The organism is Streptomyces sp. Tu 2975 (assembly GCF_009832925.1).
In the GTDB taxonomy this organism is placed as follows: Bacteria; Actinomycetota; Actinomycetes; order Streptomycetales; family Streptomycetaceae; genus Streptomyces.
The window spans coordinates 3,727,090-3,744,360 of sequence record NZ_CP047140.1 but is presented as its reverse complement, the minus strand read 5'-3'; the positions used below and the strand labels follow the sequence as shown (position 1 = coordinate 3,744,360).

Genomic DNA, 17,271 nt, shown 5'->3' with positions numbered 1-17,271 from the left:
CGCAGCCGTACCTCCACGCTCACTTCGCGTCCGAGTAGCGCTCCACCACAGCGATCGTGAACGGGAACCGCACCGGCGTCTCACCGAAGGCGATCCGCCCGGCCAGCTCACCGGCCGAGCGGATCGCATCCGCCACGTCGTGGGCCTCGTCCGCCGGGCAGTGCACGATCACCTCGTCGTGCTGGAAGAAAACCAGCTCCGCCCGCATCTCCGCGGTCGCCTGACGCAGCGCCGCCAGCATCAGCAGCGCCCAGTCGGCGGCGCTGCCCTGCACCACGAAATTCCGGGTGAAACGACCCCGTGCCCTGGCGTTGGTCGACGCGTAGCCGGGCGTGAACTCGCCGTCGGGAGGGGCGGCTTCGACCGGCTCCTGAGGGATGCCCGCCTCGTCGTCGTCGCCCGCACCGGCCGCCCGGGGACTGGTGCGCCCCAGCCACGTCCGGACCAGCCGACCCTCCTCGCCCGCCTTCGCCGCGTCGTCCACATAGGCCACCGCTCTCGGGAACCTGCGTCGGAGCGCCGCCAGGTTCTTCAGGCCGTCCCCCGAGGTCTGGCCGTAGATCGCGCCGAGCAGCGCGATCTTGGCGTGGTCGCGGTCACCGGAGAACGCCCGGTCGGACAGCGCCGTGTAGAGGTCGCCGTCGTGCCCCGCGACCTCCATCAGGCCGTGGTCCCGCGAGATCGCGGCGAGCACCCGTGGCTCCATCTGGTCGGCGTCGGCGACCACGAGGCGCCAGCCGTCGTCCGCGACGACGGCCCGCCGGATCACTTTCGGTATCTGAAGTGCCCCGCCACCGTTGGTCGTCCAGCGGCCGGAGACGCTGCCGCCGGGCAGGTACCCGGGCCGGAAGCGGCCGTCCCGCACCCAGTCCTGGAGCCAGCCCCAGCCGTGTGCGGTCCAGATGCGGTACAGCTTCTTGTACTCGATCAACGGCTTCACGGCCGGATGGTCGATCTCCTCCAGTTCCCATCGCCGGGTCGAGCGCACCTTGATCCCGGCCTGCGCGAAGGCCCGCACCACATCCGCGGGCAGGTCCGGCCGCACCCGCCGGCCGAAGGCAGCCGACACCTCGTCCGTGAGCTCAGCCAGGCGTCTCGGCTCGCCACCCCCCGCGTACCGCTCGCCGAGCAGTTCGTGCAGCACCGCCCGGTGCACATCGGCCCGCCAGGGGAGCCCCGCGCGGTTCATCTCGGCGGCCACGAGCATGCCCGCGGACTCCGCGGCCGTGAGCAACCGCATCCGGCCGGGGTGCTCCGCGGCCAGGTGCCTTCGCTGCTGGTCGGCGTAGACCTCGAGCAGCGCCTCCAGGGGCACGGCGACGGGCTGCGGCTCGAACAGTGAGGACTGGGACCCGGGCTCTGCCGCGCGGGCGGGCGGATCGGGCGGCACGGGAGCGTTGCGCAGCCGTGCCCAGGCGGCGGCTGCCGAGCGGGGTTCGCCGAGCCGTCCCTCGTGACCGAGCAGCAGCAGCTCGGCGTCCTCGATGTCGTAGCACCTCTCGACCGGGACACCGGCGGCCAGCAGCCGCGGATAGATCCCCGCGGTCGACCGCCACACCCACCGGTCCGCCTCGGGGCGGGAGCGGACCGCCTCGACCAGGTCGGGCTCCTCCAGCACGGGCCCGGCGGGCAGGCCGTCGGGACGGAGGGCGACGAGTCTGGCCCCGTCCCCCTCCGCCGCTGCCAGAGCCCATCGTTCGCCCATGGGTTCGAGTGTGGCAGCCGGGTACGACAACCGCCGGTCGACGGGCCGGGCAGCGGCGAGGGAGGTGGGTGCGCCGCGCGGGTTCAGTCCGTAAGTGTGCGGACGACGCGGGCTGGGTTGCCCACGGCGAGCACCCCGGCCGGCAGGTCCTTGGTGACCACGGAACCCGCGCCGACGACGGTGTTCTCCCCGATGGTGACGCCGGGACAGACGATCACGCCGCCGCCGAGCCAGACGTTGTCGCCGATCGCGATGGGGACCGCTTTCTCCCAGCCCGCTCGGCGTCGCTCCGTGTCCATCTCGTGTGCCGGGGTGAGGAGTTGCACGTTCGGTCCGATCTGCACGTCGGCGCCGACGGTGATGGGTGCCGCGTCGAGGAAGACCGCATTGAAGTTGACGAACGTACGGTCCCCGATGCTGATGTAGCGCCCGTAGTCGCAGTGGAACGGTGGCCGGATGCGTACGTCCTTGCCCAGCGAGCCGAGCAGTTCGCGAAGTATCGCCGTCCGCTCGTCGGGCGAGGCGCCGCCGTTCCCGTTGTAGGCGGCGCAGAGTTCGCTGCGGCGCCGGGTGTCCGCGCCCAACTCCTCGTCGTCCGGGAGGTACCACTCGCCGGCCAGCATCCGGTCCTTGTTCTCGCCCATTGATCGAAGCCTTCCTCGACAGCCGCTCTCCGTAAGATCGATCCTGCTACGCCGCCGACAGCGGTGGCGGGTTCACGGACAGACAGGGTGGGGATCCTTCGGTGCGGAGTGTGATGCGGGGGCGTGTGCGCGGCGCGGCTCTCGGGGCGGTGGCGGCGGTACTGGTGACGGGGGTGGCGAGCGGCTGCTCGTCGAAGGCCGACTCCGACGAGAAGGCGGGCGGTGCGGCAAGCCGGCAGGACGCGCGGCAGGACGCGAACGAGGAAGAGGCGAAGAAGGAAGAGAGCAAGGAGCAGGACAAGGCGGCCGACGGGCCGGCCGAGGCGGGCTCGGTGGGCGCTCCTGGCTCCGCCTGTCCCATGCCCGTCACCTTCTCGCTCGCCGCGGACTGGAAGCCCGAGCGCGTCGAGAGCGACAAGGACAGCGAGTTCGCCGCGGTCCTCGACCAGGGCCCGGTCACGCTGGTGTGTGAGATCGACGCCAAGCCCGCCGGGCACATCGGCTTCGTCCGGGTGTGGGTCGGCGCCGGGGCCGGGGACGACACCCGCAAGGCGCTCCAGGCGTTCGTCGCCGACGGGGCGAAGGAGCGGACGGACGAGGTGTACAAGGAGATCAAGGCGGGCAAGTTCGCCGCCACAGAGGTCACGTACATCAACAAGAACGAGTTCTTCGACGACCCCAAGAAGGAGCGTGCCTTCGCCGTGGCCACACCGCAGGGCCTGGTGGTCGTGGACCTCGGCGGCTTCGACTCGCAGGAACACGAGCAGATGCTCCCCGCGTACGAACTCGCGAAGCGGACGCTGCGCACCTCCTGACCGGGCGTGCGTCGCCCCTGGGAGGGGACCGCGGGCGCGGGCCGGACTCCGGGCGTACTGGGAGGGGACCGCGGGCGTGGACCGGACTCCGGGCGTACCGGGAGGGGAACGCGGACAGGGACCGGACAGCCGCTGTTCCCTCCTGGGAGTCCACGGTCCCGCCCCTCACCCCGCCTCCGGCACCCCGGTCCCCTCACCCGGCCTCCCTCACCTGGTCCTCGGGCAGCTGACCAGCGCCGCGAGGACCGCGACCGCCGCGCACGCCCCGAGTGCCGCTCCGGCCGTCCCCCACGGCACCACGACGGTCACGGGCGCCGACAGAGCGGCCAGCGCCGCCCCCAGCCCGGCCAGGTTCACTGCGGCGATCGCGGCCCCCAGCACGGCTCCCACGGCGACGGAGAGCAGTGCCTCGCCCGTGACGACCCGTAGCACCTGTGCGCGGGTCGCTCCCGCGAGGCGCAGCGAAGCGAGTTCGCCGGCACGTGCCGATGTGGCCATCAGCAGCGTCCCGGCGAGGGCGATCGCCGTGTAGACAAGGGCGATCCCGAGCACGACGAGCATTCCGAGACGGGTCTGCGGGCTGGTACGGGGATGCGTCGCGGTGGCCCACTCGTCCACTTGGCGGACCGTTCCGCCGGAGGAGCGCCGCAGCTCGGTGGCGAGGGCGGCGAGTGCGGCAGGGGAGGTGCCCGCGCCGGCCCGTACGTCGATCCTGTCGACCGGAGCCGTGGACGCGTTGGCGGCCGTGACGAAAGCGCCGTCGCCACCGGTCCCGACCGCCAGGACGGCGGCGATGCGGAGCCTGGCCGGGCGGCCGTCGCCCAGCCACACGTCGATGGTCCGGCCCACCTCGTGCCGCATCCACTCCTCGGTGACGACGATGGAACGGTCGTCCAGGTCGCGCAGGTCGCCCGCCGTGACCGGCAGCCGCGCCAGCTTCGCGAACGCCGCCGGGTCGGTCACCGCACGCGCCTCGAATCCGACGAGTGCGGTGCCCTCCTCCCGTACGTACACGGCGGTGGACGCGGACGGAGAGAGCGTCGCGGTCCTCGTCGCAGGGGTGCCGGCAGTACGTTCCGTCGCACGCAACCGTTCGCCGGTCACGACCAGTTGGGCCGCCGTGCGTTCCCGGGCGTCCGCCGCCCGCGCCGCCGTCACCGACTCGGCGGTCCCGGTCATCGAGCCGGCCAGTGCCACGGTGACGAGTACGGGCGCGGCGACGGCGGCCGTGCGGCGCACGGACGCGGCGGTGTTCTCCCGTACGAGCATTCCCACCGCGCCGGGCAGGGGCAGCAGCCTCGCGGTGCGCTGCACGAGCAGCGGTGCCAGCAGCGCGACGGCGGTGATCAGGATCATCGGCCGGGTCAGGTACGTCTTGCGTTTCAGCAGGTCGGCCGGGTCCGTGGCGAGCCCCCAGGCCAGCAGCGCCGCACCTGCCACCGCCAGGAGGATGCCGGCCAGCAGCCTGCCGCGCGGCAGCACGCCCGTGTCCACGTCCGCCTCGCGCAGCGCCTCCGCCGGACCGATGCGCCCTGCCCGGCGCGAGGCCGCCCACACTCCTGTGAGGGCGACCAGCAGGCCGGTCCAGAACGCCACGTGAAAGGGCCAGTTGACGTCCTCGCGGATCGCGAACCACTCGGGGGCCACCTTCCCTTCGACGAGTGCTCGGGCCAGCCGAGGCGCTCCCCAGGCGCCGAGCACGCAGCCCGCGGCGGAGGCGAGCACGCCGACGACCAGCGATTCGGTGAGCAGCAGCCGGCGGATCTGGCCGGGTGTCGCCCCCGCCGTCCGTAGCAGCCCGAACTCACGCCGCCGCAGGGCCACCGCGAAGGCGAACGTCGAGGCGACCACGAAGACGGAGACGAATGCGGACACGCCGCCGGCCGTGCCGAGCAGCGAGTTCACCGAGACGAGAGCCTGGGCGTCGCGCTCGGTGCCGGGATCCGCCCGCCGTCGCTCGTCCCCGGTGAGGACCTGCGCCCTGCGGCCCACCACTTCCTCGACCTTGTCGGCGGGGGCATCGACGCCGACCGCGTCAGGGCCGCCGTCGCGGGTCACCGGGCCGAGCGCGGCCAGCTCCCGCACCAGGTCGTTGTCCACAGGTTGTGGATGAGCGAGCGGCTTCGACACCTCCTCGGTCCGCGGCCCCCGACGGACCTCCACGGTGAGCCTGTCCTGCCCCATCACGACCACCGGCGAGGAGGCGAACCGCTCCGGCGGGCGCTGCGGCGCCTCGAAGGTGGAGGCCAGGCCGAGGCCCATCGTCGCGATCAGTCCGACGCCCAGCGCCAGGGCGACGAAGCCGGCGACGAACGTGGCCCAGCGTGCCCGCAGTGCGGCACAGGCAACGGTCAGCACGGGACCGCCTCCAGTCCCGCGAGGCGGGCCGCGACCTGATCGGCGGTGGGCGACGTGAGCTCTCCGCCGACCCGCCCGTCGACCAGGAGGACGACCCGGTCGGCGAACGACGCGGCCACCGGGTCATGGGTGACCATCACGATCGTCTGCCCTTCGCGGTCCACCAGCCCCCGCAGAAGTCCGAGCACCTCCTTGCTGGTGACGGTGTCGAGCGCGCCGGTCGGTTCGTCCGCGAACAGCACGGCCGGCCGGGTGATCAGGGCGCGGGCGAGAGCGACCCGCTGCTGCTGCCCGCCCGACATCCGGCCCGGCCGATGCCCCGCCCTGCCCTCGAGGCCCACCTCGGCGAGCGCCCGGCGCACGTCGGCGCGCGACGGCCGCCGCCCCGCCAGCCGCAGCGGCAGTGCGACGTTCTGGGCCGCGGTCAGCGACGGGATCAGGTTGTAGGCCTGGAAGACGAAGCCGATCCGGTCGCGCCGCAGCAGGGTGAGCCGCCGTTCGCTCAGCCCGTCGAGCCTGACGCCGTCGATCTCCACGGTCCCCGACGTCGGCCGGTCGAGCCCGGCGGCGCACTGGAGCAGGGTGGACTTGCCCGATCCGGAGGGCCCCATGACGGCGGTGAAGGACCCTCGAGGGAATTCGAGGTCGATTCCGTCGAGTGCGGTGACGTCACGGTGGACGCGGCGGAGGCCGGTGAGCCGTACGGCTGTTGTGGTCATGCCGCCAGGCTTCCGTCTGCCGTCGCCGTGATCACGACCACTGGGGGTGTTCCCACGGTATGGCCTGCCCTACCCGTGAAGACCCCGCGGGACCGGCCGCCCCGTCCGTGGGACCATCCGAAGTATGAGAACGGTCGAGAAGGCGCTGGCGGCGGCGCTGTACGGGGAGGGCGACGAGGCGCTCGACACCGGCGCGTCCCTGCTCGCCGCCGACCCCTCCGCCGACGACGAGCTGCGCCTTCGCGGCGAGGAGTTCGTACGGCGGGCCTGGGAGCGGGGCTGGCAGCCCGCCGACGTAGTGCGGTTGGTCCGACGGGACCTCGACGACACGCACGAACTGCTGGCGGCGGGGCTGATCACGGCGGAGACGCAGCGCTACGGCCCTCGGCTCGCACCCCGCTTCCGTGCCCAGCTCGACGACCTGGCCGGTCTGCAACCGCCCAGGTCCGACCGTTTCTCGCACGCCACGGCCCTGCTGGAGCTGTACCGGCTGCTCTCCCGTCTCCCGGCGATCGAACCGGTCGGCCCCGTCCCGGGCGAGTCCCTGGCCTCGGTGCCGGCGTCGCCTCACGAGCCGCGCATGCTCGGGCGGATCCGGGCGCTGCTGGCGAAGGCGGAGGCCACCGGCTACCCGGAGGAGGCCGAGGCGCTCACCGCCAAGGCGCAGGAGCTGATGGCCCGGCACAGCGTCGACGAGGCCTTGCTGGCCGCCCGTACGCACAGCCCGGACGCCCCGTCGGCGTGCCGGATCGGTGTGGACGCCCCGTACGAGACGGCGAAGGCGGTCCTGCTCGACGCGGTGGCCGCGGCGAACCGCTGCCGAGCGGTGTGGAACAGCGCGTTCGCCTTCTCGACCGTAGTCGGCTTCGAGAGCGATCTCGAGTCGGTCGAGCTGCTCCACACCTCCCTGCTCGTCCAGGGCGCGACGGCCCTCACCAAGGCGGAGTCCGCGCAGCGCGCCGGCGGCCGCCGGCGGACCAAGACCTTCCGCCAGTCGTTCTGGACCGCGTACGCGAGCCGCTCGGGCGAGCATCTGACCGCTGTCGCCGACGAGGTGGTCACCGCCGACCTGCTGCCTGTCCTGGCATCGCGGGACGTGGCGGTGGCCTCGCACACCGACCGGATGTTCCCCGAGACGACGACCACCCGGGTGCGCGGCGCCACGGACCTCGACGGATGGCAGGACGGCCGCGCCGCGGCGGACCGTGCGGAGCGGCGGGGCCCGGCGCCGGCGGCGGGACGCATCGCACGCAGGCCTCGCCACTAGCCACGTCTCGCCGGCGCTGTCCTTTCGGCGCGGGGCGGTGCGACTCCGTTCCCCGCCACGCCCCTCGGCGGACGCGCGGCCGCATCCTGGCCCCGACCATTGCCCGCCGCACCCGACGGCCACGCCCCCGTCAGCCCGCGCGCTGCCGCCTCCGTGCCGCGGTCATGCCCGCCACGTACACGACCACCGCGCCGAGCAACAGCCACTCGAGGACGCCCAGCCACTCCGGCAGGAGGCGGTACGTGGTGCCGTCCCGGTACACACAGGTGGCCTGGGCGGGGAAGATGTCGCGGTCCACACGGGCGGCGCGGTCGTAGATGCCGGTCACGAACGCCGAGCAGGCCTGCAGCGGCTCCTGCCCCGGTGATGTCAGCGCCGTGCCGCCGGCGTGGACGAGAGCGAGGGCGAATCCGGCGCCGACGGCGGACGCCCCCATCCGCCGGGCCGCCTTCTCGTGATCGGACCGGACGAACTCCAGCGCGGTCGCGGCGACGGCGCAGGCGGCCGTGGCGGCGATGCACGCCCACATCACCCACACGAGCGCGCCGGCGGTGGAGATGGTGGTGCCGTCCGCGAACACGCACCGCACGTCGGGCGGCAGGCTGCTGCGCTCGACGGTGAACGGCCCGCCGGGGCCCACCATCCCGTGGCTGCACCGCTCGTCCAGTTCGGAGATCGCCGCCAGCAGGCCGGCCGCCAGCCAGACGACGACGGACACGCACAGCAGCAACGCGAAGGCGATCCACAGTCCGTGCGACGACAACCGCGCCGTGCGTATGTTCGACATGGTGGGAGCGTAGGGCGCGGCATCACCCCGCCGGACAGCGCATCCCGCCCGGAGGTCGGGTGAAATGCCGGGAAAGGTCGTTACGCTCGGCCCATGAGCTGGCTCCGGGCGCTGAAGGAGACCGCCCTTTCGGGGCTGAAGGTCGAGCGGAAACGGCTGGAGCCCCTTGTCGCCGTCCGGGCCGCCGTGGGGCTGGCACTCGTCGTCGGCGCTGGACTGACGCTCTTCGGGCCCGCGGTCGCCGTGAGTTCGGCGTTCGGCGCGTTCCAGGCCGCCATCGCGACGTTCCAGCGCAGCTGGCGGCCGCGGCCGGTCCTCGCGCTCCTGTCGGGGGCGACACTCGCCGTGTCCACCTTCCTCGGCTACCTCACCGGCGCCAATGTCGTCCTGTTTCTCGCCCTGCTGACGCTGTGGACCTTCCTCGGCGGCCTCCTGTGGGCGGTGGGGCCGACGGCCGGGTTCATGGCCTCTTCGAACATCGCCATCATGCTGGTGACCGTCACCCTGCCCACGTCGGTCGCCGCCGCCGCGGGCCATGCCGCCATGATCGCCGTCGGCGGGGTCGTACAGGCCCTGCTCGTCGTCCTGTTCCCGGTACGCCGCTGGGGCGCGCAGCGCGACGCGCTCGCCGACGCGCTCGCGGCGGAGGCCGACTACGCGCGCAGGCTGCGCGAGGATCCGACCGCGTCCTTCGACCCGGCCCCCCTGATGTACGCCCGCAGTGCCGCTGCCGTCACCCCGCGGCAGGCCAGGCGCAGGCCGGCGGAGCTGCACGGCACCCGCGGCGTCGCCGAACGCATCAGGCCCGTGCTCGCATCACTGGCCGACCCGGCCGTCGGCGTGCCCGCGGAGGGCCCGGCCCGCGACCGGGTGCGCGAACTGCTCGGCGCCGCGGGGACGGTGCTCGACGCCGCCGCGCGTGCCGTACGCCACGGGGAGGCCGTCCGCGTCCCGCCGGCTGCGGCCGCCGCCCTGCGGACGCCCGACACCGGCGCCCTCCTCTCCGGGCCGCCCCGCCGAGCGGCCCTGCGGCTGACCGCACTGCTCGACGAGGTCGTCGGCACGGCACGCGGCGCGGGTGCCGCCGAGTCCGACCACCGCACACGGCACGGGCTGGTGCGGTTGGTGCCCGGCGCGCTGCGGGCGATGCGCGACGAACTGCGCCCCGACTCGCCGGTGCTGCGGCACGCGGTCCGCTCGTCGGCGGTCGTGGCCGCCGGCTATCTGCTGGGTGCCGCACTGCCGTTGGGCCACGGCTACTGGGCGCCCCTCACGGCGGTCATGGTCATGCGCCCCGACTTCTCGCAGACCTACGGCCGTTCCGTCGCCCGCTTCTGCGGCACCCTCGTCGGTGTGGGCGTGGCGACCGCGGTGGTGCAGACGGCCCGGCCCGGCACCTATGTCAGCGCGGGCATCGCCGTCCTGTGCGCCTTCGGCATGTACCTCGTCATGCGCACCGGGTACGCGGTGGCCAGCGTCTTCATCTCCGCCTACGTGGTCTTCCTGCTCGGCACCGGCGGAGAGGACTGGGCCCAGACGGTTCCGCAGCGGGTGCTGCTCACCTTCCTCGGCGGGGTGCTGGCGATGCTCGCCTACGCCCTCTACCCGGCCTGGGAGACCACGCGTCTGCATCACCGGCTCGCCGACTGGCTGCTCGCGCACGGCCGTTACGCCGCGGCCGTCCTCGACCGCTACGCCGATCCCGCCGACGGTCCGGAGTCCGTGGGGACACCCGGATCCGCGGACGTCAGGGGGACGCTGCTCGACGCGCGGGACTCCCGGATCGCCTGGCGGGAAGCCCTGTCCAAGGCGAAGCACGAGCCGGTGCGCTCCCGTGTGCTGTCACGGAGAACGGCGGAGGACGCGGGCCGGGCACTCGCCCAGGCGGGCAGGGTCGTGATGCTCATCGAGGCGCATCTGCCCGAGTACGGCGGCCGCGAGGGCGCCGCCCCGGTGCCTGCCGCCGCTGCGCTGGCCGAGGTGCTGCGCCACGCCGTCGAGGAGGGCGCGGAGGCGGTACGCGAGAACCGTGTGCCGGACTGGGGGCCGGTGCACGAGGTCGTGGACCGCTGGGATACGACGGAGGCGTCCGACGCCGTCCTGCGGGGCGGGGCCGTCCAACTCCTTGCAGCGCTGGACGATCTGGCCGACGCCATCGCCGGGAGGCAGGGCGACGACGGGCCGCGGACCCATGAGGGACCCGCGGCCCGGTGACGACGCAGGAGTGACGTGCGGAGCGGCTCGCCCCCGGCGACCGGCCGGCGGTGAGCCGCAGTCGTCACGGGGTCGGGAAGTCCGACGGCAGGCCGGTCGGCAGACCGTCGGGCAGTGCGCCCGCCTCGCTCTTCTTGAGCGTGTCCTTCTTGCCGGCGTCCCACGAGATGACCAGCGTCGTCCCGTCGTTGGACTCGATCGAGCCGAGCGTGCGGTCGGTGTTCCCGTCCGCGCACTTCAGCGCCAGGATCTGCTTGCCCGTGTCCTGCACCTCGCCGGTGCAGGCATGTCCGTCGGCGACGATCGCGGCGTTGGAGTCCTGGACCGACAGCGCGACGGGCTTCCCGTCGCTCAGGCCGGTCCAGGTGCCCTCGATGTCACGGGCCCTGCCCTCGCCGCTGTCGCCGCTGTCGCCGCCGGCGTCGGTGGGCGAGGCCGTGGCCTGGTCCTTGCCGGCGTCGTCGCTGTCGCTGTCGCCGCTGCCGCATCCGGTCAGCGCGAGGGCGGCGACGAGGCCGGCCGCGACGGCCGAGGTACGTACGAGCTTGAGCACGGAGCTGTCCCCCTGATCGGTAGCAAGACCGCGCCAAGCTACCAGGAGGACTTGCGGACTCCGGGCAGGAAGCCGGCGTGCGCCTGCTCACGCGTCCGCACCCTGGAGAGCCCGAACTTCCGCAGGTGGCCCCGTGGTCGGCCGTCCACCGCGTCCCTGTTGCGGACGCGCGTCGGGCTGGCGTCACGCGGCTGACGGCGCAGTTCGGCCTGCGCGGCCTGCCGCTCCTCCTCGCCCGTGTCCGTCCTGCGGAGGACATCCTTCAGCTCGGCCCGCCGGGCCGCGTACCGCTCGACGACCGCCTTGCGATGCTCGTTGCGTGCCACCTTGCTCTTCTTCGCCATCAGACCTTCACCCCGCGCGCACGGATCCGGGCGACGGCGGCCTCGACGCCGATCACGTCGACTGTCCTGACCGCCCGCGCGCTGAGGGTGAGACGGACATGGCGGCCCTCGCCGGGGAGCCAGTAGCGCTTGCGCTGGATGTTGGGGTCGAAGCGGCGGGACGTACGCCGGTGCGAGTGGGAGATCCGATTGCCGAAGCCGGGCCGGGCCCCGGTCAGCATGCAGTGCGCGGACATGGTGATGCACCTCTCTTGAGAGCTCATTTGGTAATGGAAATCATTTCCATATACTAGCTCCATGGCTCGCACCGACATCCGCCCGGTCATCCAGCTCCGCTCCACCGCGGGCACCGGCTACACCTACGTCACCCGCAAGAACCGCCGTAACGACCCCGACCGGCTGACCCTTCGCAAGTACGACCCCGTCGCCGGCCGCCACGTCGACTTCCGAGAGGAGCGCTGACATGAAGTCCGGCATCCACCCGCCTTACGCGCCTGTCGTCTTCCGCGACAAGGCCGCCGGTTTCGCCTTCCTGACCCGGTCCACCGCCACCAGCGACAGGACGGTCGACTGGGAGGACGGCAACACCTACCCCGTCATCGACGTGGAGATCTCCTCCGCTGGCCACCCCTTCTACACAGGGACGGCACGAGTGCTCGACACCGCCGGCCGCGTCGAGCGCTTCGAGCGCCGGTACGGGGGCCGACAGTGACTCTGCCCGTCGCACTGGTCGGCGGGCTGCACGCGGACGCCCGCCGGGCCGCGGTGGAACGGCTGCTCACCACGGTGCCCGGCAGTGTCGCCCTGCACCACGACCTCTCGACCGCCGGACGGGGCGCGGTCGTCAGGACGGTCCGCGACGCACGGGGCGTCCGAGACACCGGTGAGACGCCGCTCGTCAACGACTGCGCCTGCTGCGCACTGCGCGAGGACCTGGTGCCCGAGCTGGCGCGGCTCGCCGCGGACGGCGCCACCGGCCTCGCGGTCGTCGAGCTGTGGGACTCCGTCGAGCCCAAGGCCATGGCCGAGGTGATCGCCGCGCACGCCGGCGAAGGTCTCGCACTGACATCGGTGATGACCGCCGTGGACCCGGCGCTGCTGCTGCCGTATCTCGCCAACGGCGACGACCTGGCGGACGCGGGCCTCGCCGCGGCGGCCACGGACCGGCGCACGATCGCGGACACCTGGGCGCGTCAGCTGGAGTACGCGCCGGTCCTCGCCCTCGTCGACAGCGAAGAGGCGGACGACGAGGACCGAGCCCTGCTGACACAACTGCACCCGACGGCCCGGCGGATCGCCGTGGACGGCGAGGAACTGGCCGCCGCGGCCGTCGCCGGGTTCGACGTGGAGGCGGCCGCCGCCGCGCAGCATCCGGCCTGCGCACTGCTGCCGCAGGAGGCCGACGACTGCGGCGTCGCCACCTACGTGTGGCACAGCTGCCGGCCTTTCCACCCGGAGCGCCTCTACCAGGCGCTGGAGGACCTGACCTGCGCCGCGGCCCGCAGCCGCGGCCGGTTCTGGCTCGCCGACCGGCCGGACACCCTGCTGGCCTGGGACGCGGCCGGGGGCGCGCTCTGTGTCGAGAGCGCGGGGCCCTGGCTCGCCTCGCTGCCGGACGCCGCCTGGGAGATGGTCCAGCCGGTGCGCCGGGCGGCCGCCGCGCTGGACTGGCACCCCGAGCACGGCGACCGCTGCCAGCACCTCGTGTTCACCTCGCCCGGCCTCGACCGCGACGGACTCGAGCAGCTCCTCGAGTCGTGTCTGCTGAACGACGCCGAGTACGCCGCGGGCCGAGAGGCCTGGAAGCGGCTGCTGCCCGCCTTCGACCCCCTACTGGAGGTATGACATGTCACCCCGCCGCAAGGAAACGCGCACACCGCTCAGGTCCCGTCCCTATCCGCTGGACCGGGACGGCATCACCTACGTCGACTACAAGGACACCGATCTGCTGCGGAAGTTCGTCTCGGACCGAGGGAAGATCCGCAGCCGCCGGGTGACGAGGGTGACCGCTCAGCAGCAGCGGCAGCTGGCCAGGGCCGTCAAGAACGCGAGGGAGATGGCGCTGCTGCCCTACTCCTCCGGCTCGACCGGCTGAACGGCGGTGCGGCCCTACGTATTCCCGGTAAAGGCCGGAACCGGGTCGCGAAGGACGGCACCGATCGGCGAGGGCAGACGTCTCTATGGATGGGGCCGCTGTAACCGTGGGAACACCCGGCGTGCACGTGCATCTGCTCGTGCATCCGGCTCATGCATCTGCATGTGAACACAGCTATGATCCCGGATAGTTGACACCTGCACCTTGCACCCCGGGAGCGACTTGTGCACCAGGTCTACAACGGCATGGCGGCGACGGAGCTTCGCGGGGTCGTCTGGCAGAAGAGCCGGCACAGCAATTCACAGGGTTCGTGCGTGGAGCTCGCCAGACTGCCGGACGGCGACGTGGCGATGCGCAATTCGCGGCACCCCGACGGGCCCGCACTCGTCTATACGCCCGCCGAGATAGAAGCGCTGCTTCTGGGCGTGAAGGACGGGGAGTTCGATCATCTGATCGCGGAGGCGTGAGGCCGGCCGCATCGGCGCACGGCGCCGGGACACGCGTCCGTGTCCCTAGTTCAACCGGAACAGCGCCCAGACCACCTTGCCACGCAGCGACCCCGCGAGCGGGTGCCAGCCCCAGCCGTCGCTGAAGGAGTCGACCAGGAAGAGCCCGCGACCGGACTCGGCGGCGAAGTCCTCCTCGGCCTGCCGCGACCGGGGGCCGTCGTGGCTGGGGTCGCGCACCGCGCACACCAGTCGGCCGGTCCACCGCATCAGGTGCAGGCGCACCGGGGCTTCCTTGGCGGGCTCGTGCGTGGCGCCGTCGGACGGCAGGGCGTGCCGCAGGGCGTTGGTCACGAGCTCGGAGACGACCAGGGCGACATCGTCGAATCGCTCGTCCAGCTGCCACTGGCCCAGTGTGTTCTTGGTGAACAGGCGGGCGCCGCGTACTGCTTCGAAGCGGGCGGGCAGGGCGCACGAGGCCGAGCTCGAGACGGCTGCGGGGTCGAAGGGGGGAAGGCCCTGCCGTAACGGCTCGAGCATGGTGGATCCATTCGGTCCCATGCGAGGCACTCCCGGGAATCGCGGCTGTGACGCTTCAACACGAACGAGCACGCAGGTGCGCGAGGACCATGGTTCCGAATGCGTAGGGCAGATGCAAGGGCAGATGCACGTGCACGCGCCGGACCTGTCCGCCCCCGTGCCGGTTCTTGCTCATTTCTTCCACCAATATCTTGCGAGCTCTGCCTGACGCCTACTCATTTCCGTAATCGAATGAGTACGGGCTGAAGCGTTTTGGTGGCAGAATCCGGCTCTTGGGGTTCGGGGGGACCTCCTGAAGCATCGGTGTCGAGCGAACAGAGCGTGCACAGCAGGGATGGGGAGGGTCGAAGTCGTGGCAGCAGGCGAGTCAGCGTGGTCATGGGAACAGTCCCGCGCCGAGGGCCCGGGCGGAGGTTCGGTGGTGCGGCGCATCCTGCTGGGCTCACAGCTCAGAAGGCTGAGGGAATCGCGTGGCATCACGCGAGAGGCGGCCGGCTACTCGATCCGCGCGTCCGAATCCAAGATCAGCCGTATGGAGTTGGGCCGGGTGAGCTTCAAGGCGCGCGACGTGGAGGACCTGCTGACGCTCTACGGCGTCGCCGACGACAGCGAACGCGATGCGCTGCTCGGGCTCGCCAAGGAGGCCAATGTCGCCGGCTGGTGGCACAGCTTCGGTGACGTCCTGCCCGGCTGGTTCCAGACGTACATCGGCCTTGAGGGTGCGGCCTCGCTGATCCGCATCTACGAAGTGCAGTTCGTGCACGGCCTGTTGCAGACCGAGTCGTACGCGCACGCCGTCGTCACCCGCGGCATGCCCGACGCGCCCCGGGCCGAGATCGACCGCCGGGTCGCGCTGCGGCTGGAGCGCCAGAAGACCCTCGTCTCCGAGCGGGCCCCGCACCTGCACGCCGTGCTGGACGAGGCGGCCCTGCGCCGCCCGTACGGCGACCGGGCGGTGATGCAGGCCCAACTGCGCCATCTGATCGAGGTATCCGAGCATCCCAGCATCACGCTCCAGGTGATGCCCTTCAGTTTCGGCGGCCACGCGGGCGAGAGCGGCACCTTCACCATGCTGCGCTTCCCGGAGTCCGACCTCTCCGACATCGTCTACCTCGAGCAGCTGACCAGTGCGCTGTATCTGGACAAGCGCGAGGAGGTCGCCCAGTACGAGCGGGTGATGGAACGGCTGACAGAGGACAGTCCTGATCCGGCCGAGACCCGGGACCTTCTTCGAGGTCTCCTCCAACTCATTTGAAACATAAGTACGATGACGCAACATCAGACGTCCGTGCTCATGCCTCTGGAGTAAGGGATCACATGTCCTTCTTCACCGATCTGGCCCAGCAGTACATAGACGGCGAGTGGAGGCCGGGCACCGGCTCCTGGGACATCATCGACTTCAATCCCTACGACGGTGAGAAGCTCGCCTCCATCGCCGTGGCCACGGCCGACGAGGTGGACCAGGCCTACCGGGCGGCGGAGCGCGCCCAGCGGGCGTGGGCGGACACCAACCCGTACGCCCGCCGGGGCGTCTTCGAGCGGGCCCTTCGGATCATCGAGGACCGCGAGGAGGAGATCGCCGAGGCGATCGTCGCCGAGCTCGGCGGCACCCGACTCAAGGCGGCGTTCGAGCTGCACCTCGCCAAGGAGTTCATGCGCGAGGCGGTGCACCTGGCGCTGCGGCCGGAGGGGCGCATCCTGCCCTCGCCGGTCGACGGCAAGGAGAACCGCGTCTACCGGGTGCCGGTCGGTGTGGTGGGCGTCATAAGTCCCTTCAACTTCCCCTTCCTGCTGTCGATCAAGTCGGTCGCCCCGGCGCTCGCCCTCGGCAACGCCGTGGTCCTCAAGCCGCACCAGAACACCCCGATCTGCGGCGGCTCGCTGGTGGCCAAGGTGTTCGAGGAGGCGGGCCTGCCGGCCGGTCTGCTGAACGTCGTGATCACGGACATAGCCGAGATAGGTGACGCGCTCATCGCGCACCCGATACCGAAGGTCATCTCCTTCACCGGCTCCGACAAGGTGGGCCGGCACGTGGCCACCGTCTGCGCGGCCAACTTCAAGCACGCCGTTCTCGAACTCGGCGGCAACAGCGCGCTGATCGTGCTCGACGACGCCGACCTCGACTACGCGGTGGACGCCGCGGTCTTCAGCCGGTTCGTGCACCAGGGCCAGGTCTGCATGGCCGCCAACCGCATCCTGGTGGACCGCTCGGTCGAGAAGGAGTTCACCGAGAAGTTCGTCGCCAAGGTGCGGACCCTCAAGGTCGGCGACCCCGCCGACCCGGCGACCCACATCGGCCCCCTCATCAACTCCTCCCAGGCGGACGCGGTCTCCGCGCTGGTCGAGCAGACGGTGGAGGCGGGTGCGACGGCACTGCTGCACGGGGCCACGGACGGCAACCTCGTCTCCCCTTCGGTGCTGACCGGCATCCCCGCCGAGTCGCCGGTGCTGACGCAGGAGATCTTCGGCCCGGTGGCCCTGATCGTCCCCTTCGACGGCGAGGACGAGGCGGTCCGGATCGCCAACGAGACGCCGTACGGCCTGAGCGGGGCCGTGCACACCGGTGACGTGGAGCGGGGTGTGCGGCTCGCCAAGCGGGTGGACACCGGCATGATCCACATCAATGACGGCACCGTGCACGACGAGCCGATCGTGCCCTTCGGCGGTGAGAAGCACTCTGGTCTCGGCAGGCTGAACGGCGACTCGATGCTCGACTCCTTCACCACCCAGAAGTGGATATCGGTCCAGCACGGGCGCTCGCGGTTCCCGTTCTGACGAATCTTC

19 protein-coding genes are annotated in these 17,271 nt (G+C 72.0%); 10 read left to right on the top strand and 9 right to left on the bottom strand.

Annotated elements, in window-relative coordinates; translation table 11 throughout:
* Nucleotides 1–19: 19 nt before the first annotated feature.
* Both GLX30_RS16485 and GLX30_RS16480 read right to left on the bottom strand, forming a co-directional pair.
* On the bottom strand, nucleotides 20–1,705 hold the full coding sequence (locus GLX30_RS16485; protein WP_159689191.1) for a bifunctional 3'-5' exonuclease/DNA polymerase: 1,686 nt from the start codon (nucleotides 1,703–1,705) through the stop codon (nucleotides 20–22).
* 83 nt (nucleotides 1,706–1,788) lie between these two features.
* Nucleotides 1,789–2,349, bottom strand: a complete 561-nt coding sequence (locus GLX30_RS16480) for a sugar O-acetyltransferase (RefSeq protein WP_159689188.1) — start codon at nucleotides 2,347–2,349, stop codon at nucleotides 1,789–1,791.
* Between the two features lie 101 nt (nucleotides 2,350–2,450).
* Between GLX30_RS16480 and GLX30_RS16475 the strand changes: the two genes are divergently transcribed.
* Nucleotides 2,451–3,164, top strand: coding sequence for a lipoprotein (locus GLX30_RS16475; RefSeq protein WP_244258179.1), 714 nt, complete (start codon nucleotides 2,451–2,453; stop codon nucleotides 3,162–3,164).
* A gap of 207 nt (nucleotides 3,165–3,371) precedes the next feature.
* On the opposite strand, the gene GLX30_RS16470 is transcribed toward GLX30_RS16475, so the two are convergent.
* On the bottom strand, nucleotides 3,372–5,522 hold the full coding sequence (locus GLX30_RS16470) for an ABC transporter permease (protein WP_244258177.1): 2,151 nt from the start codon (nucleotides 5,520–5,522) through the stop codon (nucleotides 3,372–3,374).
* A complete protein-coding gene (locus tag GLX30_RS16465; RefSeq protein ID WP_159689185.1) occupies nucleotides 5,516–6,241 on the bottom strand; it encodes an ABC transporter ATP-binding protein in 726 nt (241 codons plus the stop codon). Before GLX30_RS16465 ends, GLX30_RS16470 begins: the two co-directional genes overlap by 7 nt.
* 124 nt (nucleotides 6,242–6,365) lie before the next feature.
* Between GLX30_RS16465 and GLX30_RS16460 the strand changes: the two genes are divergently transcribed.
* Nucleotides 6,366–7,508, top strand: a complete 1,143-nt coding sequence (locus tag GLX30_RS16460) for a DUF2786 domain-containing protein (protein ID WP_159689183.1) — start codon at nucleotides 6,366–6,368, stop codon at nucleotides 7,506–7,508.
* A gap of 130 nt (nucleotides 7,509–7,638) precedes the next feature.
* Here the strand turns inward: GLX30_RS16460 and GLX30_RS16455 are convergent, their stop codons facing one another.
* Nucleotides 7,639–8,295 carry a hypothetical protein gene (locus tag GLX30_RS16455; protein ID WP_159689180.1) on the bottom strand — a complete coding sequence of 219 codons (657 nt, stop codon included), beginning with the start codon at nucleotides 8,293–8,295 and terminating at the stop codon, nucleotides 7,639–7,641.
* Between the two features lie 93 nt (nucleotides 8,296–8,388).
* Here GLX30_RS16455 and GLX30_RS16450 point away from each other — a divergent pair, with 93 nt between their 5' ends.
* Nucleotides 8,389–10,509, top strand: coding sequence for an FUSC family protein (locus GLX30_RS16450; RefSeq protein WP_159689178.1), 2,121 nt, complete (start codon nucleotides 8,389–8,391; stop codon nucleotides 10,507–10,509).
* A 64-nt stretch (nucleotides 10,510–10,573) separates the two neighbouring features.
* On the opposite strand, the gene GLX30_RS16445 is transcribed toward GLX30_RS16450, so the two are convergent.
* The 3 genes from GLX30_RS16445 to rpmB are packed head-to-tail and all read right to left on the bottom strand — an operon-like array spanning nucleotide 10,574 to nucleotide 11,642.
* Nucleotides 10,574–11,062, bottom strand: a complete 489-nt coding sequence (locus GLX30_RS16445) for a hypothetical protein (protein WP_159689175.1) — start codon at nucleotides 11,060–11,062, stop codon at nucleotides 10,574–10,576.
* Nucleotides 11,063–11,100: 38 nt separating this feature from the next.
* The gene (gene rpsN, locus GLX30_RS16440) at nucleotides 11,101–11,406 is read right to left on the bottom strand and encodes a 30S ribosomal protein S14 (RefSeq protein ID WP_159689172.1); all 306 of its coding nucleotides are present in this window, start codon (nucleotides 11,404–11,406) and stop codon (nucleotides 11,101–11,103) included.
* Entirely contained in the window at nucleotides 11,406–11,642 is a 237-nt protein-coding gene (gene rpmB, locus GLX30_RS16435; protein ID WP_159689169.1) for a 50S ribosomal protein L28, read from the bottom strand. Before rpmB ends, rpsN begins: the two co-directional genes overlap by 1 nt.
* A 61-nt stretch (nucleotides 11,643–11,703) precedes the next feature.
* On the opposite strand from rpmB, the gene rpmG reads away from it, so the two are divergent.
* From rpmG to GLX30_RS16410, 5 genes are all read left to right on the top strand, one after another.
* Nucleotides 11,704–11,868, top strand: coding sequence for a 50S ribosomal protein L33 (rpmG, locus tag GLX30_RS16430; protein ID WP_159689166.1), 165 nt, complete (start codon nucleotides 11,704–11,706; stop codon nucleotides 11,866–11,868).
* A 1-nt stretch (nucleotide 11,869) separates the two neighbouring features.
* Nucleotides 11,870–12,118, top strand: coding sequence for a type B 50S ribosomal protein L31 (locus GLX30_RS16425; RefSeq protein ID WP_159689163.1), 249 nt, complete (start codon nucleotides 11,870–11,872; stop codon nucleotides 12,116–12,118).
* The gene (locus GLX30_RS16420; RefSeq protein WP_159689160.1) at nucleotides 12,115–13,251 is read left to right on the top strand and encodes a GTP-binding protein; all 1,137 of its coding nucleotides are present in this window, start codon (nucleotides 12,115–12,117) and stop codon (nucleotides 13,249–13,251) included. The genes GLX30_RS16425 and GLX30_RS16420 overlap by 4 nt, the downstream gene beginning before the upstream one ends.
* Nucleotide 13,252: 1 nt before the next feature.
* Nucleotides 13,253–13,501: a 30S ribosomal protein S18 gene (rpsR, locus tag GLX30_RS16415; RefSeq protein ID WP_159689157.1), complete on the top strand. Its 249-nt coding sequence runs from the start codon at nucleotides 13,253–13,255 to the stop codon at nucleotides 13,499–13,501.
* Nucleotides 13,502–13,725: 224 nt separating this feature from the next.
* Nucleotides 13,726–13,968, top strand: a complete 243-nt coding sequence (locus tag GLX30_RS16410; protein WP_159689154.1) for a DUF397 domain-containing protein — start codon at nucleotides 13,726–13,728, stop codon at nucleotides 13,966–13,968.
* Between the two features lie 45 nt (nucleotides 13,969–14,013).
* Here the strand turns inward: GLX30_RS16410 and GLX30_RS16405 are convergent, their stop codons facing one another.
* Nucleotides 14,014–14,508 (bottom strand): ATP-binding protein, encoded by a 495-nt coding sequence (locus tag GLX30_RS16405; RefSeq protein ID WP_159689151.1) that lies wholly within the window; start codon nucleotides 14,506–14,508, stop codon nucleotides 14,014–14,016.
* Nucleotides 14,509–14,821: 313 nt separating this feature from the next.
* Between GLX30_RS16405 and GLX30_RS16400 the strand changes: the two genes are divergently transcribed.
* Nucleotides 14,822–15,742, top strand: a complete 921-nt coding sequence (locus GLX30_RS16400; protein ID WP_159689148.1) for a helix-turn-helix transcriptional regulator — start codon at nucleotides 14,822–14,824, stop codon at nucleotides 15,740–15,742.
* A 62-nt stretch (nucleotides 15,743–15,804) separates the two neighbouring features.
* On the top strand, nucleotides 15,805–17,262 hold the full coding sequence (locus GLX30_RS16395) for an aldehyde dehydrogenase family protein (RefSeq protein WP_159689145.1): 1,458 nt from the start codon (nucleotides 15,805–15,807) through the stop codon (nucleotides 17,260–17,262).
* Nucleotides 17,263–17,271 lie beyond the last annotated feature (9 nt).

What these genes read in the sequence shown, in the direction of transcription:
- GLX30_RS16480 (WP_159689188.1), bottom strand. Translation starts at nt 2,349, where the DNA reads ATGGGCGAGAACAAGGACCGGATGCTGGCCGGCGAGTGGTACCTCCCG.
- GLX30_RS16455 (WP_159689180.1), bottom strand. Translation starts at nt 8,295, where the DNA reads ATGTCGAACATACGCACGGCGCGGTTGTCGTCGCACGGACTGTGGATC.
- GLX30_RS16485 (WP_159689191.1), bottom strand. Translation starts at nt 1,705, where the DNA reads ATGGGCGAACGATGGGCTCTGGCAGCGGCGGAGGGGGACGGGGCCAGA.
- GLX30_RS16400 (WP_159689148.1), top strand. Translation starts at nt 14,822, where the DNA reads ATGGGGAGGGTCGAAGTCGTGGCAGCAGGCGAGTCAGCGTGGTCATGG.
- rpmG (WP_159689166.1), top strand. Translation starts at nt 11,704, where the DNA reads ATGGCTCGCACCGACATCCGCCCGGTCATCCAGCTCCGCTCCACCGCG.
- rpsR (WP_159689157.1), top strand. Translation starts at nt 13,253, where the DNA reads ATGTCACCCCGCCGCAAGGAAACGCGCACACCGCTCAGGTCCCGTCCC.
- rpmB (WP_159689169.1), bottom strand. Translation starts at nt 11,642, where the DNA reads ATGTCCGCGCACTGCATGCTGACCGGGGCCCGGCCCGGCTTCGGCAAT.
- GLX30_RS16460 (WP_159689183.1), top strand. Translation starts at nt 6,366, where the DNA reads ATGAGAACGGTCGAGAAGGCGCTGGCGGCGGCGCTGTACGGGGAGGGC.
- GLX30_RS16465 (WP_159689185.1), bottom strand. Translation starts at nt 6,241, where the DNA reads ATGACCACAACAGCCGTACGGCTCACCGGCCTCCGCCGCGTCCACCGT.
- GLX30_RS16395 (WP_159689145.1), top strand. Translation starts at nt 15,805, where the DNA reads ATGTCCTTCTTCACCGATCTGGCCCAGCAGTACATAGACGGCGAGTGG.
- GLX30_RS16450 (WP_159689178.1), top strand. Translation starts at nt 8,389, where the DNA reads ATGAGCTGGCTCCGGGCGCTGAAGGAGACCGCCCTTTCGGGGCTGAAG.
- GLX30_RS16425 (WP_159689163.1), top strand. Translation starts at nt 11,870, where the DNA reads ATGAAGTCCGGCATCCACCCGCCTTACGCGCCTGTCGTCTTCCGCGAC.
- rpsN (WP_159689172.1), bottom strand. Translation starts at nt 11,406, where the DNA reads ATGGCGAAGAAGAGCAAGGTGGCACGCAACGAGCATCGCAAGGCGGTC.
- GLX30_RS16405 (WP_159689151.1), bottom strand. Translation starts at nt 14,508, where the DNA reads ATGGGACCGAATGGATCCACCATGCTCGAGCCGTTACGGCAGGGCCTT.